Here is a 25,520-nt window from a genome sequence, read left to right as displayed (position 1 = left end):
CGCGTCACTAGCGCTTGGCCACGCGTCGGATCCTGCGGAGAACCCTCCTGAGCAGGCGTGCTGCGCGCCGGGCCCCGGGCACACGTCCGAAGCCGGAACGCGCCCGCCCGGGGACGGCTGACGCACGCTTGGCGACCCGGCTGACGGCGGGGGCCTGCAGAGCGCTCAGCTGACCCTCCAGCTCCTTGATGCGATCGTTCAGTGCCTCGACGTCGCGTCGGGCTGCCGTGCGTACCTCGTGGGTCATCGTCTGACGTTGCCGCATCTGCTGCTTGAACCAGGTCACCTGACCGCGCAGCGCCTCGTTCTCCTCCGCGAGCTTCCGCAGCTCGCTCGGATCGGCGTCCTGCGGCGCCTGCCGACCTGCGACCACGGGGGTCATGCCGGTCGAGGAGAGCGCGGACTCTCGACGCTGACGTACCAGGCGAACCTCTGCCGGAGTGACCGCGACATCGATGGTCGCCGCGAGCAGGACGGCGAGCTCGTCCCGGCCGCGACCGGCGGGCCAGGGGTGGCGCCACCCCGCCGCACAGAGGAACGCGGCAAGCTCGTCCAGCAGCCCGATGAGGATCTCCTCGGCGGACTCGCCGAGCTTCACCGTCGACTCGTGGACAGGGACGACGACGCCGGCGTCGAGGCCGATCTCGTCGACCTGAAGACCGCACCACCGCTCGGGCGCGTCGGCGATCGCGTCGTGCAGCTGGCGTACGTGGCGGCGAAGGCCCGAGGCGTCCCGGCGTGCCGACTCGCGCATGGCTTCGACCAGCCAGGACCGCTCGGCAGCCGTCCAGGACGTCTCGTCACCAGTCCGGTCGACACCGACGACAGAAGAGATCGCGTCAGGGCCCCGCGTGACCAGCCAACCACCGGCGGCCGCAGCGGGTCCCAACGCGTCCAGGGCCTGGCCCAGAGCGGGCTGGACCTCGCGCAACGTGGAGGTGTCGGAGGGTCGTCCGTGAGCGACGGCGAGCGCCACCGAACAAGCTTCGGGAACGGCGGCCAGGGTGGGCGAGCCGACGTCGGGCCACAGCGTGTAGCCGCGGCCGCCGAACCGTGCGCTCGCGTCCGCGAGGCTCAGCGGGTTCGCACGGTCATGGACGGGGAACGACCAGTCGGCGTTCTCGTTGGAGGCTTCTGGGGTGACGGCCCTGAGCTGGGCGAGCGGGGATCCCGGGTTCGGAACGACCAGCGCCAGGCGGGAGTCACCCGTCGCGAGGCCGGCGAGGTGCTCGGAGATCGCGTGCCAGTCCGCCGGGTCCGTGTCGATCGTCGCGACCCGTCCGAACCCGTCCAGCGCGAGCACGGCGTCGGCCGGCCGATCGGAGGCCCAAGACCGCAGATCGCCACAGACGACGTCGACAGATCTGCCGGCGTACCGCTCGGAGACGAGCTCCGCATCGGAATGTGTCCGGAGGACGACGGTCGTCGTCGCGGCCAGACCGACGACCGCATCGAGCAGGTCGAGGTCGTGCGGGCCGACGACGAGCAGGTGGGAGGCCCCGGTTGCCGTCGCGACAGCGAACCGGGTCAGAACCGGGCCGCGAGGGAGCGCGCCGCCGCCGGCCATGTCGGACCAGTCGTACATGTCGCCCGGGACGACGCTGTAGGCGGCGACCTTCGAAGGCGTGTCGGTGTCGTTCATGCTGTGATCTCCCATCCGAAGAGCGCGCGCAGCTCAGCAGGCGACGCCATGGCATCCAGCCCGAGCTCGCGCACGGTCGTGGCGCGTACTTCCTCTGCGTCGGTCTCCACCCCGTGGAACTCGGGGAACAGCCGCTTGGCCTGCTCGTTCCCGTCCCGCACGCTGGCGTCCCTGACGTCGGCGAAGGTCATCGGGTCTCCGTAGACCGCGACCTCGGAACCGACCGAGGCGCCGTAGAAGATCGCCGTGGTCAGGCGGTTCGACGCGACCCGGCGGTGGCGGATCTGCTCCGAGTACTGCTTGTGGAGGAAGCGGGTGTCCGTACCCTGACGCAACGTGCCTCGCTTGCCGTGACAGATGACCCGGAAGCCGGCGTCCTCATAGCGGCGACGGATCTCGGGCATGTCGTACTCGATCCAGTAGAGACAGACGGTCACCGGGCCGTCCTCGGTGTCCCGAATCTCCGCGATCAGCCGGTCGTGATCGCCGCTGACCTCACCGTGATCCCAGGTGTGGAACGGGTAGAAGATCGTTCCCTCGCGCTCCTCAGCCGGGGGAACGGGCTCGACGTCCTTCTTGAGCTCGAGCAGGTAGTTCCACGGAGCGCCGATCACGGCATAGTCGCGCCAGCCGACCGCTTGGCCCCGGCGCAGGTTCGCGTGGGACCAGACGAACTTGGGGAAGCCATAGGGCGGCTCGTGGCCCGGGCCGAAGCCGTGAAGGAGGTTCCAGCCGTGCTGGAGCACGCCCCAGATCGGGCGCGGCTGCTCGAACGAGAGTCCGCAGTACTCCGAGAGGATGTGGGCGTGTCCGTACCAGTGATTGCTCGTGTCCAAGTCTCAGTCTCCACGGTCTGGCGAACGTCGACCGGCCCGCCTTTGAAGTGTAAGCATTTTTAGCTGGCCTTGACCGCGGCGACCAGCACCGAGGACCCGAACGGCAGATCGAGTCGGGGCAGCAGCCGCTGGTCGATGCGGGTGGCGCCGAGCAGGACCTTCTCGATCGCGGGCGAGACCTCGGGAAGCGGTGCGACACCGCCGTCGGGAAGCTGCTGCGCACCGGCCGGACCGCGCTCCTTGACCCGGGTGACCAGGCGCTGAGCGGCGAACATCGGAAACGTCCCCGTGAAGCCGTACGTCGCGCGCACGGGCGACAACCCGGCTGCCCTGACCGCCGCCACCGCCCGCCGCCGGGTGTAGCGCCGATAGTGGTGGTTGAGGTCGTCATGGCCGGTCCAGGCCCAGTTGTACGCCGGCACGGACATGAGGAAGCGGCCGCCGGGAGCGAGAACCCGCTCGATCTCGGCGAGGGCGGTGGCCTCGGGATCGCAGTGCTCGATGACGTCGAAGGCCGCGACCACGTCGAAGGAGCCGTCGGCGAACGGAAGCCGGGTCGCGGAGCCGCACACGCCGCCGTCGGCGAGGCCACGCGGATCGACGTCCAGCGAGACGTGATGCTCGGCCGTGCCCCGGAGCCAGGTGACGCTGGGCCCGTCGGCGCTGCCGACGTCGAGGAGGCGGCGCGGCGTCCCGACGTACGGCTTCATGACGGTCTCGAGGATCCGGGTGCGCGCTCGGTACCACCAGTAGTCGCTCTGGGCGATCGATGGAGAGCCGCCCGTCCTGGTGCCCAGCAGCATGCCCGTTTCGGTCATCGGATGGAGATCTCGCTCACGTGGGTCGGAAGTGCGGAGGTACCAGCAGCGTAGGCCAGCGCGATCTCATCGGCGATGCGACGCACGCCAACGGAGAAGGGTGTTTGTATCCGTTTGTCGAGCTCGGGCCATACGACGCTGCGGACGCGCAGGTCGCGTGCCTGGCCGGGCGTGCCGGCTCCCGGGATGCGCAGCCTCGCCCGTCGTCTGAAGACGCGGTTGGTCTCACCGATGACGGCCGAGAGGGTCGCTCCGGTGCCGGTGGCCAGGATCTTGACGACGGCGTTCGATCCGGCACCTCGTACGTGCTCGTGGAGGCCGTCGAGGGCGTCGACGACCATCTCGGCGCAGTCACCGACGTAGAGATAGTCCCGGATGGTGTCGAAGGAGACCCAGACCGGCAGTGGCGTGCCGCGCAGCTGAGCCAGACACAGCTGAGAGACCAGGCCCTGGGGCTTGGAGAGCTTCTGGCCGGGCCCGTAGAGATTGGTGATCCGGCCGAGCAGCGCCACCGATCCCGTCTCGGCGCAGAATGCGGTCAGTGCCTCTTCCATGGCCAGCTTGGCCCTGCCGTACGCCACCAGTGGACGAGGCTCGGAGAGCTCGGTGAACGGGGGATCGGCCGATCCGGCGTAGACGCCACCGACGGAGGAGGCGAAGAAGAACGCGAGCCGGGTGGTGGGCCGCAGTGCTGATTGCAGGTCGGCAAGCACATCGCGGAAGAGCGACACCTCGGTCTCGAGCTCGTCCGCCGGGGTGGCCACGACGCCCGCGCCGGCACACCAGGCGATGTTGAGGCGGCCGTCCGGCGAGGAGCCGACGAAGGAGGTGAGCTCGGACCTCAGGGCGGCGCGAGCGGCGACCGGTTCGTGCCAGGGCACGCTCACCCTCCGCACAGAGGCCCCCGAGCGCTCGAACGCGCTGCTCACATGGCGGCCGAGCAGGCCGCCGCTGCCGACGACGAGCGTGGGCGGTCGGGAAGGGCGCTGAGCGCCGGTCACTCGGGATGACCCGGCGGGGGTGACTCGCGAAGCGGGCCGTTCGCGGGGTCACTGACGATGACGTAGAGCGGCTTGCCCATGGCCATGTTGACGGCGACGCCGAGGTATTCGGCGATCACTCCGAGGGTTAGCATGATGGAGCCGGAGCAGACCAGCACGGCCGCCATCAACGAGGTCCAGCCCTGGACCGGAACCCCGCCGGCAAGACGGGCGACGACCAGCACGACCGCGAGGACGATGCCGGACGCGGCGAGCAGGGCTCCGCAGATGCTGACTGCGCGCAGCAGCCGGGTGCCGCCGGTGAGCACCATCCGCCAGAAGTGCGACATCAAGGAGCGGTAGTTGTAGCCGGAGGGCCGCTCACCCTCCTCGCGCAGCTCCACCGGACAGGTCGCCACATCCGAGATCACCCAGCTCAGCGCGACGTCGAGGTAGACCCCGTTGGCGGCGTAGGCGGAGACGCTCCGGCCGTACTCGCCCAGGATCAGGCGGAAGCTGTTGAACTGCCGGGCGCTGCCACCGGGCATGAGGCGGTCGATGACGACCTTCGAGCCGCGCGACGTCAGGTTGCGCAGCGGACCGTGCGGCGCCGCGTTGGTGGGGCGGGCGTAGACGAGGGCGGCTCGCTCCCTGAGCGCCGTGTCGAGCATCGGCAGGATGTACGCCGGGTCGTGCTGGCCGTCCTCGTCCATCGTGACGATCCAGTCCGATCCCGACGAGGCCAGGCCGGCAAGGGTCGCGGCGTGCTGGCCGAAGTTTCGGCTCAGCCAGATCGGGCGAACGATGTCGTACTTCTCCGCGAGCTGTCGCATGGCGAGATCAGAGGTGTCCGGGCCGTGGTCGTGGACCAGGAGGATCTCGGTGACACGTCCCTGGTGCCCGTTCGGGGTGACGAACGGTTCGGCGAGGTCGACGACCTCGCTCACCACTTCCGGAAGCGTCTCGGCACCGCGGTAGACCGGGATGACGACGGAGACGGTATGGGTGAGGGACATCGCTAGGAAAATAGCGCATCCGGAGGGGCTTCGGTGTACTCCATGTAGGCGTTTTGTTGGCATGATCGCCCGGGTGACCGCTGACCCGGCGACCGTACGCGTCGCACCCGACGCGAAGTCTTCCTCGGACCGCATGGGTTCGGGAAGGTCGTGGTCCGGACCTCTCCCGGGTGTGCTGGTTGTCGTCGCGACGCTCGTGCTCGCGATGCGCGTCGCCAGAGTCGAGCTCGGCGACGCGCTGCTCTTCACCGGGTACGTCCTGGCGTTCCTCACCTTCCCGGGCGCCGTGGTGTGGCGAGCTGTGGCCAAACCTGGCCCGAGTCTCGGCAACGACCTGATCCTCGGCACCATCCTCGGACTCGTCCTCGAGGCTCCGCTCTACGTGCTGCTGCGGCTCTTCGATCTCACCCAGCTGATCTACGGCTATCCGGTCGCGGTGCTCGTCGGCGCGCTGGTCGTCCTCTGGCGCCGACGACGGGTCGGTCCGGTGGTGATCGGACGGGCGAGCCTCTGGTCGTGGGCCGGTGCGGCGGTGGCCGGTGTACAGATTCTTCTGGTCACGAACCAGATCTGGTCATACCGACCGATCGACGCGCTGCGGGCGCCGTACGTCGACGAGCCCTTCCACCTCGCGATCGCCGGCGATCTGCTCCACCACTTTCCCGCCCAGATGCCATGGGTGGAGGGCACGCCGCTCTTCTACCACTGGCTGGTCTACGTCCACCTGGCGTCCGCGGCGACGATCACGAACATCGAGCTCATCGTGCTGATGCGCAGCCTGTCGATCGCGCTGCTCCTCCTGCTCACGGTCGGTGGGGTGTACGCGGCGACGGTGCGTCTCACCGGGCGGGCATGGCCCGGCTTCGTCGCCGCCCTGGTTCTCACGATGGGCACGACCCCCGACTTCTTCGGCTGGACGAGCCTGGTCAACCCCGCGCAGATGGCCTTCGACTCCGTCGCAGGTGCGTTCAACAGCCCGACCCACGCGTTCGTGATGCCGCTCCAGATGGTCCTGATGGTGCTGATCATCGAGATGATCCGGCGCGAGCAGTGGCGATGGCAGGCGTGGTCGCTCATGGTGGTCGTCATGATCGCTGTGGCCGGCGCGAAGTCGTCTGCCCTGCCGACGATCATCGCCGGCCTGTTCCTGGCGCTTCTCGTCTCAGCTCTGGTGCGCCGCAAGCGGATGGTCATCACCCTGGCAGCAGTGCTGGGGTCGGCTGTCGCGGTCTTCCTGGTCGTGCAGCAGCTGTTCTACGGCGGCGGGACCAGGGCGACGTCGATCGATCTCAACGGAAGCACCGTCCAGACTCTGGGCGCGTTGATGCTGCCGGAGGGGGAGTCGCTGCCCAGCTCCGCGCCATTCACGATCTGGATCTGTTTCATCGTCGGGTTCGTCCTCGTCGCATTGCCGTTGATCGTGGGCCTGGTGCGTGGCGGCTGGCGTCGGCCCGATCGGTGGTTCCTGGCAGGCACCTGGGCCGCTGGTGCCGGCGCATTCCTGGTGCTGAGCCACCCCGCGCTGAGCCAGGGGTACTTCCTCCTGGGCGCCAGCGGGTTCATCGCCGTCGCCACCGCAGTCGCGCTGTCGGACATCGTCCCCGGCGACCTGTCGTTGCGCGACGGCGTCCGGATCGTCGGCTGTGCCGTTCTCGGCTGCCTCACGGTCGTGGCGGCGAGGCTGTTGGTCGGCGATGACATGCCGGCGAGCGGCTCGACCTTCACGGCGACGTTGCTGACTCAGCTCGTCATCGGGCTGCTGTTGCTCGCTGCCTCGGTCGTCATCGTGCTGGTCTACGCCAAGCGCTCGACGATCGCGGCGCTCCCGGGCGTCGCGGCGCTGATGCTGGGGGTCGTGCTCGCCGGGGCGCCGCAGACCATCGCTCTGGCAACGGTCGGTCCCGCGCTTCCCCGGGCTCCTGACACGGACATCATCGGCCCAGGTGGTGTCGCCGCCGCACGGTTCGTCCGCGAGCACTCGCAGCCCGATGAGCTGATCGCGACCAACGCCCATTGCATCGGGCTGCCAGTGCCTGACTGCGACCGCAGGAACTTCTGGATCGCGGCGTACGCCGAGCGCCGGGTCCTGGTGGAGGGATGGGCCTACATCGACCCGCTCGTGGTCGGGCTGCCGTCCACGGACCTCAACAACTCGGCGTATCTGCCATTCTGGGATCCAGAGCTGCTCGCGGCCAACGATGCGGCCATCAGGCACCCGTCTAAGGCCACGCTCGCCAAGTTGCGCGACGAGCACGGGGTCGACTGGCTCGTCGTCGATCGCCGCTATCGCGCTGACCTCCCCGGCCTGCGCCGCGAGGTCGGCCAGCCGCGCTTCAAGGGCGGCCTGTACTCCGTGTTCGACCTGCGCTGAACTCCGCGGGGCCGATCACGCGCCGGTCAACGGCGCAGGAGGCGGCGGAGCCGGCCACGCTGCGAGGCCTCCGCTTCCCTTCGACGGGCGCGAGCGTCCTCGACCTCCTGCTGGATCTCCTCCGGCATCGTGTGCAGACCCTGCATGACCAGCTTCACGACCTGCATCACCTCGTCGCCGGGGATCGTGGCGTAGTCGCCGATGTTGTATTCGGGGAAGCTGCTCTGCTCGATCATGTCGGTGAAGGAGAAGCCGCCGAGCTTGCCGATGAGGAGGTTGTCGTCGCGATAGTCGTCGAGAAGCTCCTGGCGGAACTCGGAGGTCATGTAGACCGCGCTGGTGTCGTTCCAGCCGAGCTGAGTGGCCCTGGTGACGAACTCGCCACGGAGGATCTGGATCCACTTGAGCCGGGTGGCCTTCCAGGAGTCGACGCCTCTGAGCCGGCCACGCATCGGTGCCGCTGCCACGATCGGAGCCACGTGCCGGGCGGTCTCGACGGTCCGCCAGCCGGATCCGACGTTGGTCGACCCAGCCCCCTCGCCCTGGATCGGGAGCTCGCACGTGCTGAGGAAGTCCGCGACCGCGTTCCCGTGGTGCAGCTCCTTGCGGATGAAGGGGCGAAGCCGCAGGTCGACGCCCGGGATGGCAGTGGTGATGGTGTCCGCGAACTCCCCGTAGCGCAGGAAGCTCATGTCGAGCGGTGACCACTCGCGAAACTCCTCGAAGGGGAGATCGACCAGCTCGGCGTGCTCGGGCCTCATCACCATCAGCCGCTCGACGTAGAAGGCGTTGTAGAACGTGGCCTGGTCGCGAACGTAGTGGACCCAACGGACCTTCGCGCCCGCTTGGCGGGCGTACTCACCGATCGCGCTGATGTGCTCGGGCTTGAGCAGCGAGAACGACTCGCACGAGATCACCGTGGTCTCGGCGCTGCCCGAGGCGATCGACTCGACGAGCTGCTCCCAGGTGCCGAGAGCGGGCGTGAAGAGCACCTCGCCGAGGAGCTGGGAGTAGAGGTTCTGGTGCTGGACGCTGTGCGTGCCCCGGCCGATCGTGGGATAGGCGACCTCGGGAGGCAGCTTCCCCTCGCGGCTTGCGCGCGCAAGGAAGGTCTGGATCGCCGTGCTCCCGGTCTTGAAAGTGCCGGAATGGACGATCAGAGTCTTCTGCATGCAACGCTCCAAGTGTCGCTGCTGGGATGGGGTGCGGCGCGACGTCCCGCGTGGCACGGATCTTACCGGCCGGGGCTTATTGGCCGAGCTTCTTCTGCTCGATCTGAGCGTTGATCGCGACCAGCTCGGGACGGCTCTCCAGGAGGGAGACGAGGCCACGGGTGTCGAGACGGTGGGCGTCGTGGTCCTCGATGAGGATCTGCAGGAGCCGCATGTCCTCGGGGGTGTCGAGGGTGATCCGGTACGCCGAGGCATCCCGCTCCCACGGCAGGTTGAGCTTGGGCCGGGCGTCGTCGGTGTAGAGCCACGGGGTGACGTGCTCGCGGTGGGGCGTCTCGGTCGCGAGCCTGTCGGCCTCCAGCAGCGCCGCCGCGGAGAAGACCTCGAAGTCGAGCCCGCGCGGGTAGGTGCGCTCCAGGGCGTTGCTGGCATAGAGCGCGGGATCGTCGGCCGCGGCCCAGGCGTCGATGCCGCGGCGTACGACCTCACCGTCGATCAAGGGGCAGTCGCTGGTCACCCGGACGACGACGTCAGGCTCGAACTCCCGCACCGCCAGCGCGAAGCGCGACAGCACGTCGGGCTCGCTGCCGCGCACCACCCCGGCGCCGAGCTTGTCGGCCAGGACGGCGACCGGGTCGTCGTCGACGTTGGTGGTCGTCGCGACGATCACCGGGAGTCCGGCAGCGGTGAGCCGGGTGAGGTGGTGCTCGAGCATGGTGATGCCGGCCGCCTCCCGGAGCACCTTGCCGGGGAGGCGGGTGCTGGTCATGCGCGCCTGGGTGATGACCGCGGTCTTCACAGGGTTCCAATCAGCGTCTCGACGACCTGGTCGACCTGGTCGTCGGTCAGGTCCGGGTACAGCGGCAAGGAGAGCTCCTCGGCGTAGAACGCTTCCGCGTTGGGGCACATCCCGCGCCGGTAGCCCAGGTCCGCGTAGACCGGGTGCCAGTAGACCGGGATGTAGTTGACCTGTACGCCGATGCCGGCTGCCCGCATCTTCTCGAACACCTCGCGCCGGCGGTCCTCGAGGATGCGCACCGGATAGAGATGCCAGGCCGGGTCGACGCCCTCGCGCTGGACCGGCAGGCGCAGCCCGTCGATGTCGGCGAGCGCGGCGTTGTAGCGGGCGGTGATCTCCGCACGCCGTTTCTTGAACCCGGCAAGCCGGGCGAGCTGGGAGAGCCCGAAGGCGCACTGCAGGTCGGTGAGCCGGTAGTTGAGCCCGAACTCGTGGACCTCCTGGTGCCACGGCCCCTCGTCCTTGATCCGGAACCGGTCGGCGTCACGCATCAGCCCGACGAAGTGGAACTCGTGGGCCCGCTGCGCGATGGCGGCGTCCTTGGCGACGACAGCGCCGCCCTCGGCGGTGGTGAGGTTCTTGGTCGGGAAGAACGAGAGCGTGGTCAGGTCGGCCAGGTCTCCGACCGGGCGCCCGCCGGCGAAGCCACCGATCGAATGGGCGGCGTCACCGAGGGTCAGCGCGCCGACCCGGTCGGCGATCGCCTGCAGCGCGGCGTAGTCGGCGGGATGGCCGGCGTAGTCGACGGCGGCGACCACCTTGGTGCGGTCGGTGACGAGCGCGTCGACCGCGGCCGGGTCGAGGAGGGCGGTGTCCTCCTCGACGTCGGCGAAGACGACCTTCGCGCCGAGCAGCGAGGCCCCCGACGCGGTCGCGACGAACGTCATCGGCGTGGTGACGACCTCGTCACCGGCACCCACCCCGGCGGCGGCGTAGGCGATGTGAAGGGCTGCGGTGCCGGAGGTGCACGTGACCGCCCGGTGCCCACCGACCAGGTCGGAGAGCGCCTGCTCGAACGCGGCGACCGTCGGCCCGGTGGTGAGCCAGTCGCCGCGCAGGATCGCTGTGACTGCCTCGATGTCCTCCTCGGAGACCGACTGGCGGCCGTAGGGCAGCATTAGTGTCCCGCACCTCCATTCCGTGCCGTAAGTCGCACGCTGCGCACGCACCTCGCCGCGTTGGCATCGCTCGGAAGACGCCCGGTATGCCGTCGCGACGCCGCCTTGCGATGCACGCACGCATCGCACGACCTACGGCACGGACTCTCGGATTGGGACACTAGATCCCTGACTCCAGAACCTTGCGGAGGTCCTCGGCGTCGTACCAGATGTCGTTCTTGTCCGAGGCGCAGTGGAAGCCGTCGGGAACCGGGACGGCATCCATGATCGGCTTGTAGCCCCACTGCGGGTTCTCGGGCTCGATCACGTAGTACTTCCCGTCGCGGATGCTGACCGCGCGGCGGCCCTCCTCCGGGCTGATCATCTCCTCGTGGAGCTTCTCGCCCGGGCGGAGCCCGATGTCGACGAACTTCGCACCGGGGGCGACCGCCTCTGCCAGGTCGACGACCTTGTGGGAGGGGATGTGCGGGACGAGCAACTCGCCGCCCTGCATGATCTCGAAGGTGTCGAGCACCATCTGCACCGCCTGCGGCAGCGTGATCAGGAACCGGGTGCAGCGCATGTCGGTGATGCCGAGCGCCTCGCCGCGCTCGGCCATCGCCTTCCACTTCGGGATGATCGAACCGCGTGAGCCGGTCACGTTGCCGTAGCGCACCACGGAGAACCGGGTCTCGTAGGAGGAGGCGTAGTTGTTGCCGAGGATGAAGATCTTGTCGGCCGTCAGCTTGGTCGCGCCATAGAGGTTGATCGGCGAGGAGGCCTTGTCGGTCGAGAGGGCGACGACCTTCTTGACGCCGGCGTCGATGGAGGCCTCGACGACGTTCTGCGAACCCAGGACGTTGGTCTTGATGAACTCGAAGGGGTTGTACTCCCCGGTGTCGACCTGCTTGAGCGCAGCGGCGTGGACGACGTAGTCGACGCCGTGGAGCGCCCGGTGAAGCCGGTCGCGGTCACGTACGTCGCCGATGAACCAGCGCAGCCTCGGGTCGTTCCCGAACAGCTGGCGGCACTCGTACTGCTTCAGCTCGTCGCGCGAGAAGATGATCACGCGCCTCGGGTTGAGGTTGTCCAGGAGGTGGCGGATGAACGCCTTCCCGAACGAGCCTGTCCCACCAGTGACCAAGATGCTGGCGCCATCGAGAGGATGGTCGTTCGGGGTGGACTCTCGGACTTCCGAATTGGGCACGGTCACAGGGATGCTCTCTACTCTGGGCCTCATCTGTTGCGCCAACGATGCGGCGCTCAAAAGGTGACACATGCGGTCCGTCACGAACAGGCGAATTCGAGAGGTTGAGCAGACATGTCCGTGGGGTTGCTCGAGGCCGTACGTCTTCGGGTGGCCATGGTGTGTGACGCCGGTCCCGATGTCGGGATCGGGCACGTCATGCGCTGCCTGGCCCTCGGGGAGGAGCTCGTCGCCCGCGGCGTACGCGTCGTGATGGTCGCCGACCTGGACCGGGTGCCGTGGGCAGCGGAGCAGGTGCGGCGCCGGGGGATCGAGATCGCGTCGCCGGGACCGGACGACGTCCGCGACGTCCTCGCCCGTCTCGAGCCGTCGTCGGTGGTCGTGGACTCCTATCTCCTCCCGACCGCGGTCTACGCCGACCTGAGGGAACGCTGGCCGCTGCTGGCGCTCACCGACGGCGACCCGCGCGGACGGGTCGCCGACCTCTACCTGGACCAGAACCTCGGCGCGGAGGCCTCCGCGTGGGCCATCCCCGAGGGGGCCAGGCATCTCGGTGGGCTCGACTACGCCCAGCAGCGACGTGAGATCGTCCGGCAGCGTCCGAGCGCACCCAAGGCCGCGGCCGATGAGCACACGCCCCTGCGAGTGCTGGCGTTCTTCGGCGGGACGGACGCCTTCGGGGTCTCCCCACGCGTCGTGCGCCTGGTCGCGCGGGCGGGGAACGCCGTGGAGCTGACCGCCATCGCCGCCACCCCGGAGCTGGCCGAGGAGATCGCCGGCATCCCGCCGGCGCCGGGGCAGGCCATCCACGTGATCGGGCCGACCGACACCCTGGCCGAGCTGGTCGCCGACTCGGACGTGGTGCTCAGCGCCGCCGGCACCTCGGCCTGGGAGCTCTTCTGCCTAGGTGCGGCGGTCGGGTTCGTCTGCGTCGCCGACAACCAGCAGGACGCGTACGTCCGGATGGACCAGGACCGGCTGGCCGTCGGGATCGCCACCCTGGCCGAGCTCGACGGCGACTCCGCGGATGCCGTCGCCCGGATGCGTGAGCTCCTGGGAGACGTACGTCTGCGGGAGAAGCTGCGCGCCGCCTGCTGGGCCATGGTCGACGGCCGAGGGCCGACGCGCGTCGCCGACGCGCTCCTCGCCCTCGACCGCGATCAGGTCTAGACCAGGTCCCAGCTGAGCGGTGTGCCGGCCGGGGTGTCCTTGGTGAAGGTGCGGCCGAAGACGATGTCGACGTCGCCCGGCGGCAGCCCGTCGGCGGGGCGGACGGAGCGTACGTTGTCGGGTCCGACCTTCTCCCCGGCACGTACGTCGCGGGTGACGAAGAGCGAACGACGGAACCGCAGGCCCTCGCGCTCGGCCGATTTCGGGCCGATCCGGGCCTCGCCGAGCGCCTGCCAGGCGATCCTCGTCTCGCTGACGAGCGAGGCGAACTCGTGCGGCTCCAGGGAGAAGTCGGAGTCGACGGCGCCGTCCTCGCGGGAGAGCGTGATGTGCTTCTCGATCACGCACGCGCCGAGGGCGACGGCCGCGACCGAGGCGCCGATGCCGAGCGTGTGGTCGGAGAGGCCGACAGCGACGTCGAGCCCGTCACGGAGCACCGGGATCCCGCGGAGGTTGGAGGCCTCCGGCGGAGCCGGGTAGGAGGCGGTGCAGGCCAGCACGACGAGGTCCTCGTTGCCGGTCGCCCGTGCCGTACGCACCGCCGCATCGATCTCGGCGAGCGTTGCCGTGCCGGTGGAGATGATCGTCGGCAGCCCGGCCTCGGCGATCGCGCGGACCAGCGGCAGGTCGGTGATCTCGGAGGAGGCCGACTTCAGCATCGGGACGCCGAGCTTGACCAGGAAGTCGACCGCGGTCGGGTCGAAAGCGGCGCTGAACGGCACCATCCCGAGCTCGCTGGCCAGGGAGAAGATCGGCTCGTGCCACTCCCACGGCGTGTGCGCCTCCTCGTAGAGCTCGTGGAGGCGGCGGTTGGGCCACAGCGGGTGGTCTGCCGAGAGCCGGAAGGCGGGGGTGTCGACGTCCAGGGTGATGGTGTCGGCGGTGTACGTCTGGATCTTGAGCGCGTGCGCGCCGGCCTCGCCCGCGGCGCGGACGATGTCGAGCGCCCGCTCCAGGTCGCCACCGTGGTTGCCGGACATCTCCGCGATCACGAACGGCTCGTGGCCGGGACCGATCGTGCGGTCCCCGACGGTGATCTCGTGCTGGGTCATCACTGCTCCTTGGCGGAACGTCGGGTCGGTCGGTCGTCGCGGTGCAGGCTGACCGGGATGGCGGTCACCACGCCGTCTTCGGTGGCCTGCTCATAGGGCTCGCCCTCGGTGAACCCGAGCCGGCGGTTCATGGCGCGTACGGATTCGTTGTGGGGGAGCACCTCGCCCTCGAGGAGGTCGATGTCGAGGCCGTCGGGCTCGGGGGCGAAGGCGTACGCCACGGCCTCGCGCATCACCTTGGTCCACGCCAGCAGCGCGGTGCCGTCGGCGGTGGTGCCGTCATGGTCGAGATAGAACCCCCAGGAAGCCGACCTGGCGACGGGATCGTGGTCGAAGAAGGTCACCACACCGAGCGGGCGCGAGGCGTACTCGAACATGAGCACCCGCCGGGTCGGGTCCTGGCTGGCCCGGGACCACCAGGCGGCGTGCTCCTCGGCGGGGATCAGGTGCTGGTTGATGCTCACCGACCGGTTCGCGTCCTGGTTGCGCCACGCCAGCATGCTCGTCAGGTCGGCGTCGGTCGCCGGTCGTAACATCGGTCTCCTCGGACGTCAGGGGATGCGCCGTCACGTTATATGGTCCGAGGCCATGGAGACTCTTGACCGTCCGGCGGTCCGCAAGCTGATGGGTGAGGTGCTGGCCGTGCAGGGAAAGACCCTGCCTGCTGACGACACCGCGAAGCTGGCCGACATCGGCTTTCGCTCCCTCGACTTCTCCGAGCTCGCGCTCCGGGTCGAGGACGAGATCGGTGACGAGCTCAACTTCGAGGCGGCCGGACTTCGCTCGATCGAGACGATCGGAGACGTGCTCGACCTGCTCGTGGAGATCCAGGGGCAGTGATCGCCGACAACCTCGTCGTCGACGCCCGGACGGGGAGGCGAGCGACCTGGGGTGAGGTCGTCCAGCACGCCGCCCCACGGTCGGCGCCGACGGCCCACGTGGTGGAGCACAGCGTCGATGCGCTGCCGGCGGTCGCCGGTCTGAAGGACGGCGGCGAGCTGCTCGTCGTCGCCGCCGGACGGCTCGACGAATCCCTCGCCGAGGAGTTGCGCGGTGCCGGGTTCGACCTCGTCACCGGCGACGACGTCCAGGTGGCGACCAACAGCCGTCCGGCCGAGGACGGCCGGGTCTGGCTGCTCACCTCCGGGTCGACCGGCCGGCCCAAGCGGGTCGGTCACACCCTGGAGTCGCTCTCGACGGTGACCGGGGTGGCGCCACACACCTGGCTGTGCCCCTACTCGCCCGGCACCTACGCCTGGTGGCAGGTGATCACCCTCGGGCTGGGCGTGCCCGGCCAGGATCTGGTGCTCGTCGACCCGGCCGACCTGGACGACTGGGTGACGCCCGCGCTCGAGCACGGCGTCACAGCCGTGTCCGGGACCCCGACGTTCTGGCGGCGTACGTTGATGCGCCACGGCGCCGAGCTGCAGAAGCTGCCGCTCGAGCAGGTCACGCTCGGTGGCGAACCGGTCGACCAGGCCGTGCTGTCGCAGCTCGGCGAGGCCTTCCCGGACGCACGCGTCTCCTGGATCTACGCCTCCTCCGAGGTGGGCGCCTCGATCGTCGTCCACGACGGTCGCGCGGGCTTTCCGGAGGAGTGGCTGGACCGCGACGTCCCTGGCCGCCCGCGACTGGCGGTGGCCGATGGTGAGCTGGTGATCACCTCGCCGCACCACGGCACCGATGCCGCGGGCGCGGAGATGGCAGGTGCCGTACGCACCGGCGATGCCGCCCGTATCGAGGACGGCCGGGTCCTGGTCACCGGTCGCCTGGACCGCGACGAGCTCAACGTCGGTGGCTCCAAGGTCTCGGCCGGTGCCGTACGCGACCTGCTGCAGTCCCACCCCGCGATCGCCTGGGCGGCCGTACGCGGCCGGAAGGCGCCTCTGGTCGGCACCATGGTCGTCGCCGACGTGGTCGCCGACCACGACTCGGACGTGACCACCGACGACCTGACCCGTTGGGCCGCCGAACGCCTGCCCGAGTACGCCGTGCCGCGACGCATCAAGATGCTTGCCGAGATCCCGGCCAAGGAGACCCTGAAGAGCGATGTCTGATCTGAACCCCTTCCCGCCCGCGTCCGTCGTGCTGGTCTCCGGTGCCTCGCGCGGCCTCGGTCTCGCGATCGTCACCGACCTGCTCGAGCGTGGCGTGAAGGTCGCCGCCTTCGCGCGCACGGTGACCCCCGAGCTCGAGGCGCTGGCCTCGAAATACCCCGAGGACACCCATTTCGGCTCGGTCGACGTGACCGACGAGAAGGCGGCCCAGGCGTTCGTCAAGGAGGTCGAGGCGACGCTCGGCGTCATCGACGGGCTGGTCAACAACGCCGCGATCGGGCAGGACTCGCTGCACGTGCACACCTCCTCCGACCGGATCGCGCAGATCATCGAGACCAACCTGACCGCGCCCCTGGTGCTGACCCGGTTCGTGCTGCGGCGCCTGATCGGCAAGGGCCTGAAGGGCCGGGTCGTCAACGTGACCTCGATCTGTGGCCAGCGTGGCTATCAGGGCCTGGTCGCTTACTCGGCCACCAAGGGAGGTCTCGACGCGGCGACCCGCTCGCTGGCGCGTGAGCTCGGTGGCCGGGTGCTGGTCAACTCGGTCGCTCCCGGGTTCTTCGCCTCGGAGATGTCGGCGGTGCTCGGTGCGAACCAGCTCGAGTCGATCGCGCGGCGTACGCCTTCGGGTGCGATGACCACCCCCGAGGACGTCGTGCCGACCGTGCGGATGCTGCTGCTCGAGCAGACCAACATAAACGGTCAGTCGATCGTCATCGACGGAGGCGGCTCGATCTGATGTCCCGGGACCGGCTCCATGTCGGCAGCGATGCCGAGCTCGCCGGATACCGCGCCCGCAGCCACCTCCACGACGGCCGGGTGGTCGCCTGGGCGGGCTCCTACGACCTCCCGGTGGCGGTCGACGCCGAGGTGGAGCGTACGGTCCCGGCGGCCCTCGCGAAGCGGTTCGGCATCGACGGGTTCTGGGAACGATGGACCCGGGCCGAGTGCGTCGTCAAGCTCACCGGCCGCGGCGTCCTCGACATCGTGGACCTGATGGCCGACGACCCTGCCGGGGGTGACGGACCCGGCGCGGGGGTGTGCCTGAGCACCGTACGTCTGCCGGGCGACATCGTGGTGTCGATCGGCACACTCCACGGCGACGGTTCCCCGAGGGGTATCGGCCGGAGTGCGGGAGACTGTTCGTTCGCCTGTAACCTCTGAGTTCGATCAGATTCGCGGGCGCGTCATTCGGGACGCCCTCGGACCGAGAGGGAATGTGCATGGGTCAGGGAATCGTCGACGTCTTGCGTCGCGCCGAACGAAGGATGCCTCAGGGTGTCCGTCGACTGGCTCGTGACGCCGGGCATCGCGTTCTCGGCCACGAGCGCGGCCCGCTCGTCTCGGTCGTGGTGACCGTGACCGACCAGGACAAGCAGTACCTCGCCGAGTCGCTCCTCTCCGTGCGCGAGCAGACCCACACGACGCTCGAGATCCTGATCGCGCCCTATGGCGAGGCCAGCGTGGTGAGCGACCAGATCCTCGCCGACCTCCCCGACGACTACCGCCTGCGGCTGCTGGACAGCTCCGCGACGCAGGCCGAGGCCCGCGACCGTGGTGGTCGCGCGGCGCGCGGGTCCTACGTCTGCTTCCTGCTCGCCGCGGACCTCCTCACCCAGAACGCGATGCGCACACTGGCCACCTCCCTGGAGGAGAGCGGGTCCGATCTCGCGGTCGGTCGGATCGAGAGCCGCCAGCGGCTCTCCCCGCCGGTGGTGCCGGCCTACGATCTCGTGCACGCGGAGAACCGCTCGGGCCTCACCCTCGACGAGTTCCCGGAGGCGCTGAGCGACGTCGGGGTGAGCAACCGGCTCTTCCGCACCTCGTTCTGGCGTCAGCAGGGCTTCAGCTTCGGCGGCCGTGGCGGTGCCGACGCGGTCGGGTTCGACGGCTACCTGAAGGCCAACCGCTTCGACGTGGTCACCGCGCCGGTGTGCGTGGACATGGACCGCGCCGACGGCACCCCGGTCGAGCAGCTCCACGACCAGACCCTCGGGATGGCGGAGTGGATCGAGCAGACCCGCTCGACGTGGATCGCGATCGGCGAGCTGGCCTCCGACCTGCGTGACCACTGGGCGCTGGGTGGGCTCGCCGGCCGCGCCAACACCATCCTCGGTGACGTCGAGCGGATGAGCGAGGAGCAGTGGACCGCCCTGCGCAACCTCGTCGTCGAGATCGAGCGCGACGTCTCCCCGGAGGTGTGGCTCAAGCTCCCGGTCGAGGTGCGGGCTCGGCTGACCTACCTCATCGCCGACCAGCGCGAGGAGCTGACCGCGTTCGTCGCGTCGCGCTGGTTCGAGCGCGGCAACCTACGCACGCGGGTCGGCGGCGGCCAGGTGCGCGGGATCTTCCCCGACACCGACCTGCCCGAGGCCGTGACCACGCTCAACGAGCACGAGACGCCGGCGCGGGTGCTGGTGCGGGACGTACGCCCACTCGACTCCGACCGGGTACTGGTCGACCTGGTGGCGCGGATCGAGCTCGTCGACCTCGCCGAGACGACCCCCTTCTTCACCGCCCGCCTCGTGCCGGACTTCGTCAGCGCCGCCGACGAGGACGGCGTCGCGAGCGATCCCGACACGGCGCTGCCCGACCCGATCGACCTGACCGTCACGCCGCGGTATGACGCGCAGGCCAACATGACCATCGGTCACAAGTACCAGGACTACCGCGCCGGCGGGTGCCGCACCGAGATCGACCTCACCCGGCTGACCGCCGGGCGCTGGCACCTCGAGGTCACCATCGGCGTCGATGGCGTCGTCCGGACCACCAGCGAGGTCCAGATCGACACCCGCGGCCCGGCGGGCAATCTGGCGACGCGCTACCGGCCGCGGGTCCACACCTCTGCCGGCCTGTCCGTGGCCTGCGACCGCTACCTCGACCAGCTCAGCTTCCGCGCCGTCCCGACGACTGCCACCTCCTTGGAGAAGGCGGAGGTCGACGGCCGCACCGTCTCCCTGACCCTGGCCGGCGACCTGCCGCACGCCGTGCGGGCGATCGGTGGCGGCGTACGCATCGAGGCGCCCGTCAAGGACGGCAAGGTCACGCTCAGCCTCCCCGCTCACGGTGCCGTCGAGCCCGGGGCGCCCGCCGCCTGGCGGCTGGACACCCTCCAGGACGGCACTTCGGGCCGGATCGTCTGGGCCGACCCGATCGGCACGCCGTGGACCGGCGAACGTGGCGGCAGCGTGCTGGCCTCGCGAGACGGCCGGGGCTACGCACAGATCATGGAGGTGGCCGACACCGTCGCCATCGACCGCGTCGAGCTCGGCGACGGCCAGATCACGGTGCGGGGCGAGTGGCTCAGCACGATCCCGAAGCACGCCCGGCTGACCCTCTCCGGCTCGCGGCACAGCGAGACCGTCAAGATCGACACCGGCGCCGCCGAGTTCGAGGTCGTCTTCACGCTGCGCTGGGACGAGTGGGGCCTGGGCGAGTCCGTCGTGCCCAGCGGCATCTACCAGTTCCAGCTCACCTGCGGGGCCAAGCGCCCCGGCAACGTACGCCACACCACCGCGTTCCTCGAGCACCAGGCCGAGTTCCAGACCAGTGACGAGGTCCGGCTGCGTCCGGTCAACGGCAGCGGCCCGGGAGTCACCCTGCAGCCGCCGATCCCCGTCGACCACGCCGGCAGCTACGCCCACAACCTCGCCCGCGAGCGCGTCCTGGCGGCCGAGGAGCCGCTAGACGAGTCCGCGGTCTACCTCTCGACCTACGCCGGCTCGACCGCCACCGACTCCCAGCTCGCGATCCACGAGCACCTGCGTCGCACCCGGCCCGACCTCACCCTCTACTGGGGCGTCGCCGACCACGCCTCCCGGGTCCCCGAGGGCGGCATCCCGGTCGTGCTGCAGAGCCCGGAGTGGTACCGGGTCATCGGCACCGCGAAGTACCTCGTGCAGAACATCGACTTCGACCGCTGGTGGCGCAAGCGGGAGGGGCAGCGGTTCCTGCAGACCTTCCACGGCTACCCCGCCAAGTCGATGGGCCTGCGGATGTGGCGCGCGAAGATGTTCTCGCCACTGCGCTGCGAGGCCGAGCTGGACCGTACGACCGCCGGGTGGGACCTGATCCTGACCCCGACGCCGGAGATGGACCGCTACTACCGCGAGGAGTACGCCTACGACGGCCCGATCCACAGCGAGGGCTACCCGCGCGACGACGCGCTGGTGCTCCCGTCGGCGGCGGAGGACCGCGAGCGTACGCGCAACCTGCTCGGCATCGGCTCCCACCAGAAGGTGGTCCTCTACGCCCCGACCTGGCGGGATCACCTGGCGCTCAACTACCGCTCGGCGAAGATGGTCGAGCACCTCGACGTGGTCGCGGCCAGCGAGGCGCTGGGCGACGAGTACGTCATCCTGCTGCGCGGTCACCGGTTCAACTCCAAGGGGAGCGAGCGCAGCGAGCGCACCGCCCGGATCATCGACGTCACCGACTACCCGGAGATCAATGACCTGATCCTGGCCTCCGACGCGGCGGTGCTCGACTACTCCAGCCTGCGCTTCGACTTCGCTCTCACCGGGCGGCCGATGGTGTTCCTGGTGCCGGACCTGTCCGACTACACCGGCGGCATCCGCGGCTTCCTCTACGACTACGCCGACACCGCCCCCGGGCCGATGCTCGACACCGCGGAGGAGGTTGTCGCGGCCCTGTCCGACCTGGACCGGCTCGAGGCCGAGCACCGCGACCAGATCGCCGCGTTCAACGCCAAGTACCAGTACACCCAGGACGGCAAGGCGACCGAGCGGGTCGTCGAGGCCTTCTTCGACAAGCCCAGCTTCGACAAGCCCTGACGGTCACAAAAGCAGCGATGGCGCGTCCCCTTGCGGGGCGCGCCATCGCTGCCTTCTAGGGCCTCAGGCCAGGATCACGGCAGCCGGGCGAGAGCCGGCTTGGCCACCGCGGTCTTGCCGGGGATCGCGTTCCAGCGCTCCGGCAGGACCACGCGGTGCGGGCCGACCTCGAGGAGGAGCACGTTCCGGTAGGTCATCCCGTACGTCTCGACATAGGGCGCCAGCGAGGTGAGCAGGTCCTGAGTGCGCCACTGAGCGGCATCGAGCACGAGCACGTCGATGTCGAAGGCGTCGAAGTCGAAGGCGTGCCGCTGGTGGCCGTCACGACGCAGCTCTGCCGCCTCGGTGGTGCGCTCTGCCTGCTTGTTGGCGGCGGCGTGGATCTGCTGGAAACCGCTGTTCGCGCGAGTGCCGACGACGTCGGAGGCAGCCAGCAGGTTGCCCTCCAGGTCGGTGTCGGCGAGCCCGGCGATGTCCTCGGTCAGCACGGCCGAGACCGGGAGGATGACGAGCTTGTCGACGTCGGGGAGCAGATCGGCGACCACGAGCCGCTCGACCTGGCCGATCGGGAGTGTGCTGCCGTCGGGCTGCTTGATGCCGTCGAAGCCGGACACGTCCAGCGCGCTGAGCGTGATCCCCGGCCGGGCGAGCTCGTCGAGGCGCAGGTCGGCGCCGCCGGTCTGGACCCACAGGTGGACCGGACGGGACGAGTAGGCGGCGATGGACTTGATCAGCCGGCGCAGCTTCGGGCGCTGCTTCGGACGGGCCGATACGGCGACGTGGATCGCGTCGGCCGGAACCTGCTCCGGGGTGTTGACCGGGTTGCTGCGTACGTCCTCGGCGATCGAGCTGACCAGCTCGCCCACCTTGCGGGCGGCGGCCCGGCGCTCACGGGCGATCTCGACCTCGGCGGCGTTCATCTCGCGCCACTGGGCGTAGACCTCCTCGACGCTGGCGCCGGAGAAGATCTTGGTGAGGATCGTCTCGAGCCGGTCGTTCATGCTCTCCCGGATGCCGTCGAACTCGGCGGGGGTGAGCGGGTTGAGGCCGGCGAAGCGCGGGTCGGAGAGGTTCTTCGGGCGGAAGTCGATGTCGATGCCGATGCTGCGACCGGGCAGGTAGCAGTGCAGGCGGCTGGTGACCAGCTTGCGGTGGTCGCGACGGTAGCCCTCGAGCATCGTGATCGCGTCGTCGATGTTCTGCACGAACGGCCGGAAGCGGACCTCGTCGAGGCCGCCCTGGGCGTAGGTCGGGGCCCCCTTGGGGATGGTGCCGTCGAAGACGTCGACGTAGCCGACCGGCGCGTCCGGGCCGGGCAGCTCGGTGGCGTCCGGGAACACGGTCGAGACCGTGGTGGTGAGGCAGCCGGAGAAGAAGGCGGGCACGCCGACGGAGAGCAGGATGTCGACGGTCGTCCAGTCGCGGCAGCCGACCGGGGCGTACTTCTTGAGGTACTCGATCGTCTCGTCGGTCATCATGGCGCGGGTGCTGCAGTGGAACGAGACGAAGATCGGGCGCAGGTTCTTGTGGAACGGCATCCCGTAGCGCATCTCGAAGATGGGGTGCATGTACCACCCGAAGCCGAGCATCCAGGTGTCCTTCGGGACGGGCTGGTACATCGACGCGTCGCGCTGGAGGGTCATCAGCTGGACCTTGGCGGACAGGCCCTCGCGGACGCGCTCGGGGCGGACCCGCTCGCGCAGCCGGTTGGCCATCTCGTCGAGCTCGGACTCGCCGGTGAACTCCAGATCCTTGTGGCGCACCAGGTGACCGAGGGAGGCGACGGTCTGGACATGGTCGCCGATGTTGGCCGAGGCGCGGGAGCGGCCGGGGTGGCCGTAGTCGACGACCGCGTAGGAGACGGTGCCCTCCGGCGCGGCCGGGGCGTCGGGCTCGTCGTTGTCGGCGGCGACCCACGGGCGCAGCCAGTCACGGCTCTCGACGACCCACTTGGTGTCGCCCTTGGTGCCGTCGCCGACGGCCTCGTCGAGCCGGGCGTAGAGGCTGCGGGCCAGCTCCTGGTCGCCGAACCCGAAGACGCGGCTGGTCATCGCGAGCCACGCGCGGCCCGAGACGTACGCAGCGCCGGTCTCGGCGAGCTCGCGCAGGGTCGCGCGGGTCGCGTCGGGGTCGACGTTGAGGCCGGACATGACGTACTCGTCGGCGGCCTTGGCGGCCCATGTCTCCACCGGGATGCCCTGGAAGAGAGCCCAGGCGCGCTCGTAGAAGCCGCCGCCGGCGGCGTTGACAGCACCCTCGAGATCAGCGGCGACGACGAGCGGCTCGACCTCGATGGAGATCGGCGCCGGCTTAGAGTCCTGCGATGCGCCCTCAGAGATGGACGGGACGCGAGCGGTCAGGCTCTGACGCAGGCGCTCGGGAAGCAGCTGGCGAGCGAGTCGTCGAGCTGGGCTGGCCATGGGACTCCTTCATTGATGGTTCGACGCAGTGTCGTCGGGCGGAGCCGCGATGTTCGCGGTCCGTTCACACGTTTCCCCCTATGATCCAGGCCGGATATCCTGCCCGAAGAATCGGCAATCCCCAAAGACGCCGACTAATCTCTGCGCATGCCGATCCCCAACCCCCACGAGCAGGTCGCGTTCCCCGAGGGCCGCTACCTCACGATGTGCAACGAGATCGCGACCAAGTTCGGCGGCCAGACTCGGGCGATGATCATGCGCAACCGCCTGATCACCCAGCACACCGGGATCCCGACGACGCTGCTGACCACCGAGTCGAAGCCCGTCTACGACGAGGTGCGCGAGGTGCTGCGCGAATCGGGCCAGCTGGTCGAGGGCATGGACCTCCTCAACCTCTACGAGTGGTACCGGCTGAACACTCCGACCGACGCGCCGGACGAATCCGTGGCCGCGCTCGGTGGCCAGCTGGGTGAGGTGGCCGGCACGACCATCTCGGACGTAATGCACCCCGACGGCACCGTCTACTACACCGCCCACTCGCAGTCGGGGAAGGACCTGGCGCGCGACTACCGTCGCGCCGACGGGTCGATCTATCTGCGGGCGCCGGGCCCGGGTGCTCCGGCCGCGTCCCGGGTGCCCTACATCCTCACCGACGCCGAGGGGCGCCCGATCCGGTCGTGGGAGACCCTGGGCGGCTGGCTGTGGCACTGGCTCGAGCTGCTCGCCGGCGACGCCGAGCGGGTCTTCTTCGTGACCGACTCCCGGTTCGCGCTGCGTGACGTCATGCCCCGCCAGGACGACCGCTTCTACTTCCTCCACCTCATGCACAACAACCATGTCGTGAAGGAGCGGCGCTGGAACTCCCAGCTCTCGGGCAAGTACGCCCCGCTGCTCGACAACATCCACGAGTACGACGCGCTGGTGAACCTGACCCATCGTCAGTCCGAGCACATCGCGATGCGTTATGGCTCGACCTCGCACCGGTTCGTCGTACCCAACCCGGTCGAGCTGCCCGAGCTGCCCGAGACGATGCCCGTGCGGGAGCCGGCGACCTTCGTCACGGTGGCCCGGCTCGAGCCGCAGAAGCGCCTCGAGCACGCCATCAAGGCGTTCGCGAAGGTGATCGAGAAGCGGCCCGAGGCCAAGTTCCAGATCTACGGCGACGGCAAGCTCTACAAGCCGCTCGCCGATCTGATCGAGACGCTCGACGTCGGCAAGAACGTCCAGCTCATGGGTCACGACCCGCGGGCGAAGGAAGCGCTGCTGCACGCCACCGGCTTCATCATGACCAGCGTGAACGAGGGCTACCCGCTGGCGACCCTCGAGTCGCTCTCCTTCGGCTGCCCGGTGATCAGCTATGACATCAACTACGGTCCGCGCGAGCAGATCAGCGATGGCGTCGACGGCTACATCGTCGAGGCCGAAGACATGGACGCGGTCGCCGAGCGCTGCATCCAGATGATCGACGCCCCCGACAAGGTGGCCGAGATGTCCCGCAAGGCCCTGGAGAAGGCGAGCAAGCACGACTGGCGCGCGTTCCTCGACGACTGGCGAGTCGCCTTCGAGGGGGCCGTCGCGCAGCGGCCGGGCCGGATCGAGAAGGCCCGTGCCCGCCTCGACGTCCACGCCCTCGGCTGGGCGCGGCCGATGCCGGAGGGCGTCGCTACCCGGCTGCCCGGTCCGGCCAGCCGGCTGGGCCGCACCCAGGCGAGCTCGGCCGCCTTCCGTGACTCTCGTACGCTCCGCTTCGATGCCACGCTCACCGTGATGGGCGAGTGGCCGAAGGGCGTGATGGTGGACCGCATCGTCACCCTCGACGCCGTCTGCAACGACACCGGCGAGGTGGCCGCGCTGCCGCTCGAGGTCTCACCCGAGGGCAGGGGCGAGTTCCGGCTCGCCTCCAGGTTCGACCTCGCGGAGGTCTTCGAGGAGTTCTCCGAGGACGCGCGCAACCTCGACCTGCGGCTTCGGTTCACCGTCCACAACTGGAACTGGCAGACCACGCTGGGCAGGCCCCGCCACGTACGCCCGAACTTCGAGGTGTCGTTCGGTCCGAACGACGTCCTGCACCTGCAGCGGCGCTGACCGAC

20 protein-coding genes are annotated in these 25,520 nt (G+C 69.5%); 8 read left to right on the top strand and 12 right to left on the bottom strand.

All coding sequences use genetic code 11. From position 1 onward, the window contains the following. Positions 1-7: 7 nt before the first annotated feature. The 5 genes from ABTW65_RS11505 to ABTW65_RS11485 are packed head-to-tail and all read right to left on the bottom strand — an operon-like array spanning position 8 to position 5,292. Entirely contained in the window at positions 8-1,642 is a 1,635-nt protein-coding gene (locus ABTW65_RS11505; RefSeq protein ID WP_350660212.1) for a hypothetical protein, read from the bottom strand. After that, the gene (locus ABTW65_RS11500) at positions 1,639-2,478 is read right to left on the bottom strand and encodes a hypothetical protein (RefSeq protein ID WP_350660211.1); all 840 of its coding nucleotides are present in this window, start codon (positions 2,476-2,478) and stop codon (positions 1,639-1,641) included. The genes ABTW65_RS11505 and ABTW65_RS11500 overlap by 4 nt, the downstream gene beginning before the upstream one ends. A 59-nt stretch (positions 2,479-2,537) precedes the next feature. Then, entirely contained in the window at positions 2,538-3,296 is a 759-nt protein-coding gene (locus ABTW65_RS11495) for a class I SAM-dependent methyltransferase (protein WP_350660210.1), read from the bottom strand. Then, positions 3,293-4,297 (bottom strand): NAD-dependent epimerase/dehydratase family protein, encoded by a 1,005-nt coding sequence (locus ABTW65_RS11490; RefSeq protein WP_350660209.1) that lies wholly within the window; start codon positions 4,295-4,297, stop codon positions 3,293-3,295. Before ABTW65_RS11490 ends, ABTW65_RS11495 begins: the two co-directional genes overlap by 4 nt. Continuing rightward, the gene (locus ABTW65_RS11485; RefSeq protein ID WP_350660208.1) at positions 4,294-5,292 is read right to left on the bottom strand and encodes a glycosyltransferase; all 999 of its coding nucleotides are present in this window, start codon (positions 5,290-5,292) and stop codon (positions 4,294-4,296) included. Before ABTW65_RS11485 ends, ABTW65_RS11490 begins: the two co-directional genes overlap by 4 nt. Before the next feature lie 73 nt (positions 5,293-5,365). Between ABTW65_RS11485 and ABTW65_RS11480 the strand changes: the two genes are divergently transcribed. Beyond that, the gene (locus ABTW65_RS11480) at positions 5,366-7,663 is read left to right on the top strand and encodes a hypothetical protein (protein WP_350660207.1); all 2,298 of its coding nucleotides are present in this window, start codon (positions 5,366-5,368) and stop codon (positions 7,661-7,663) included. A gap of 26 nt (positions 7,664-7,689) precedes the next feature. Here ABTW65_RS11480 and ABTW65_RS11475 read toward each other — a convergent pair whose 3' ends face one another. The 4 genes from ABTW65_RS11475 to pseB form a co-directional block, all read right to left on the bottom strand. After that, positions 7,690-8,835, bottom strand: a complete 1,146-nt coding sequence (locus ABTW65_RS11475; protein WP_350660206.1) for a hypothetical protein — start codon at positions 8,833-8,835, stop codon at positions 7,690-7,692. Positions 8,836-8,911: 76 nt separating this feature from the next. Then, positions 8,912-9,634, bottom strand: a complete 723-nt coding sequence (locus tag ABTW65_RS11470; protein ID WP_350660204.1) for a cytidylyltransferase domain-containing protein — start codon at positions 9,632-9,634, stop codon at positions 8,912-8,914. Beyond that, positions 9,631-10,752, bottom strand: coding sequence for a DegT/DnrJ/EryC1/StrS family aminotransferase (locus ABTW65_RS11465; protein WP_350660203.1), 1,122 nt, complete (start codon positions 10,750-10,752; stop codon positions 9,631-9,633). Before ABTW65_RS11465 ends, ABTW65_RS11470 begins: the two co-directional genes overlap by 4 nt. A gap of 160 nt (positions 10,753-10,912) precedes the next feature. Continuing rightward, complete coding sequence (pseB, locus tag ABTW65_RS11460) at positions 10,913-11,971, bottom strand: UDP-N-acetylglucosamine 4,6-dehydratase (inverting) (RefSeq protein ID WP_350660202.1); 1,059 nt, start codon at positions 11,969-11,971, stop codon at positions 10,913-10,915. 81 nt (positions 11,972-12,052) lie between these two features. Here pseB and ABTW65_RS11455 point away from each other — a divergent pair, with 81 nt between their 5' ends. Continuing rightward, a complete protein-coding gene (locus ABTW65_RS11455) occupies positions 12,053-13,108 on the top strand; it encodes a PseG/SpsG family protein (protein WP_350660201.1) in 1,056 nt (351 codons plus the stop codon). Here ABTW65_RS11455 and pseI read toward each other — a convergent pair. Together pseI and ABTW65_RS11445 are read right to left on the bottom strand one after the other, a co-directional pair. Beyond that, complete coding sequence (gene pseI / locus ABTW65_RS11450; RefSeq protein WP_350660200.1) at positions 13,105-14,160, bottom strand: pseudaminic acid synthase; 1,056 nt, start codon at positions 14,158-14,160, stop codon at positions 13,105-13,107. The two genes, ABTW65_RS11455 and pseI, sit on opposite strands and share 4 nt — an antisense overlap. Then, the gene (locus ABTW65_RS11445) at positions 14,160-14,696 is read right to left on the bottom strand and encodes a GNAT family N-acetyltransferase (RefSeq protein WP_350660199.1); all 537 of its coding nucleotides are present in this window, start codon (positions 14,694-14,696) and stop codon (positions 14,160-14,162) included. Before ABTW65_RS11445 ends, pseI begins: the two co-directional genes overlap by 1 nt. Before the next feature lie 52 nt (positions 14,697-14,748). On the opposite strand from ABTW65_RS11445, the gene ABTW65_RS11440 reads away from it, so the two are divergent. From ABTW65_RS11440 to ABTW65_RS11420, 5 genes are read left to right on the top strand one after another with little or no spacing between them, the layout of a single operon-like run. After that, positions 14,749-15,000 carry a phosphopantetheine-binding protein gene (locus ABTW65_RS11440; RefSeq protein WP_008354901.1) on the top strand — a complete coding sequence of 84 codons (252 nt, stop codon included), beginning with the start codon at positions 14,749-14,751 and terminating at the stop codon, positions 14,998-15,000. Then, complete coding sequence (locus ABTW65_RS11435; protein ID WP_350660198.1) at positions 14,997-16,217, top strand: AMP-binding protein; 1,221 nt, start codon at positions 14,997-14,999, stop codon at positions 16,215-16,217. Before ABTW65_RS11440 ends, ABTW65_RS11435 begins: the two co-directional genes overlap by 4 nt. After that, on the top strand, positions 16,210-16,956 hold the full coding sequence (locus ABTW65_RS11430; protein ID WP_350660197.1) for an SDR family NAD(P)-dependent oxidoreductase: 747 nt from the start codon (positions 16,210-16,212) through the stop codon (positions 16,954-16,956). The genes ABTW65_RS11435 and ABTW65_RS11430 overlap by 8 nt, the downstream gene beginning before the upstream one ends. Further along, positions 16,956-17,381, top strand: a complete 426-nt coding sequence (locus ABTW65_RS11425) for a 4'-phosphopantetheinyl transferase family protein (protein WP_350660196.1) — start codon at positions 16,956-16,958, stop codon at positions 17,379-17,381. Before ABTW65_RS11430 ends, ABTW65_RS11425 begins: the two co-directional genes overlap by 1 nt. A gap of 59 nt (positions 17,382-17,440) precedes the next feature. Further along, complete coding sequence (locus ABTW65_RS11420; RefSeq protein WP_350660195.1) at positions 17,441-21,010, top strand: bifunctional glycosyltransferase/CDP-glycerol:glycerophosphate glycerophosphotransferase; 3,570 nt, start codon at positions 17,441-17,443, stop codon at positions 21,008-21,010. Between the two features lie 74 nt (positions 21,011-21,084). Here ABTW65_RS11420 and ABTW65_RS11415 read toward each other — a convergent pair whose 3' ends face one another. Next, the gene (locus ABTW65_RS11415) at positions 21,085-23,430 is read right to left on the bottom strand and encodes a glycosyltransferase family protein (RefSeq protein ID WP_350660194.1); all 2,346 of its coding nucleotides are present in this window, start codon (positions 23,428-23,430) and stop codon (positions 21,085-21,087) included. Between the two features lie 147 nt (positions 23,431-23,577). Between ABTW65_RS11415 and ABTW65_RS11410 the strand changes: the two genes are divergently transcribed. Beyond that, complete coding sequence (locus tag ABTW65_RS11410; protein WP_350660193.1) at positions 23,578-25,515, top strand: glycosyltransferase; 1,938 nt, start codon at positions 23,578-23,580, stop codon at positions 25,513-25,515. Positions 25,516-25,520: the final 5 nt, after the last annotated feature.

This window comes from Nocardioides sp. NPDC127503, from assembly GCF_040302165.1.
In the GTDB taxonomy this organism is placed as follows: domain Bacteria; phylum Actinomycetota; class Actinomycetes; order Propionibacteriales; family Nocardioidaceae; genus Nocardioides.
This window is presented reverse-complemented; position numbering and strand designations above follow the sequence as displayed.

Coding starts and splice junctions, on each gene's coding strand:
- ABTW65_RS11485 (WP_350660208.1), bottom strand. CDS start 5,292: ATGTCCCTCACCCATACCGTCTCCGTCGTCATCCCGGTCTACCGCGGT.
- ABTW65_RS11495 (WP_350660210.1), bottom strand. CDS start 3,296: ATGACCGAAACGGGCATGCTGCTGGGCACCAGGACGGGCGGCTCTCCA.
- ABTW65_RS11465 (WP_350660203.1), bottom strand. CDS start 10,752: ATGCTGCCCTACGGCCGCCAGTCGGTCTCCGAGGAGGACATCGAGGCA.
- pseI (WP_350660200.1), bottom strand. CDS start 14,160: ATGACCCAGCACGAGATCACCGTCGGGGACCGCACGATCGGTCCCGGC.
- ABTW65_RS11430 (WP_350660197.1), top strand. CDS start 16,210: ATGTCTGATCTGAACCCCTTCCCGCCCGCGTCCGTCGTGCTGGTCTCC.
- ABTW65_RS11410 (WP_350660193.1), top strand. CDS start 23,578: ATGCCGATCCCCAACCCCCACGAGCAGGTCGCGTTCCCCGAGGGCCGC.
- ABTW65_RS11475 (WP_350660206.1), bottom strand. CDS start 8,835: ATGCAGAAGACTCTGATCGTCCATTCCGGCACTTTCAAGACCGGGAGC.
- ABTW65_RS11505 (WP_350660212.1), bottom strand. CDS start 1,642: ATGAACGACACCGACACGCCTTCGAAGGTCGCCGCCTACAGCGTCGTC.
- ABTW65_RS11455 (WP_350660201.1), top strand. CDS start 12,053: ATGTCCGTGGGGTTGCTCGAGGCCGTACGTCTTCGGGTGGCCATGGTG.
- ABTW65_RS11445 (WP_350660199.1), bottom strand. CDS start 14,696: ATGTTACGACCGGCGACCGACGCCGACCTGACGAGCATGCTGGCGTGG.
- ABTW65_RS11440 (WP_008354901.1), top strand. CDS start 14,749: ATGGAGACTCTTGACCGTCCGGCGGTCCGCAAGCTGATGGGTGAGGTG.
- ABTW65_RS11425 (WP_350660196.1), top strand. CDS start 16,956: ATGTCCCGGGACCGGCTCCATGTCGGCAGCGATGCCGAGCTCGCCGGA.
- pseB (WP_350660202.1), bottom strand. CDS start 11,971: ATGAGGCCCAGAGTAGAGAGCATCCCTGTGACCGTGCCCAATTCGGAA.
- ABTW65_RS11415 (WP_350660194.1), bottom strand. CDS start 23,430: ATGGCCAGCCCAGCTCGACGACTCGCTCGCCAGCTGCTTCCCGAGCGC.
- ABTW65_RS11420 (WP_350660195.1), top strand. CDS start 17,441: ATGGGTCAGGGAATCGTCGACGTCTTGCGTCGCGCCGAACGAAGGATG.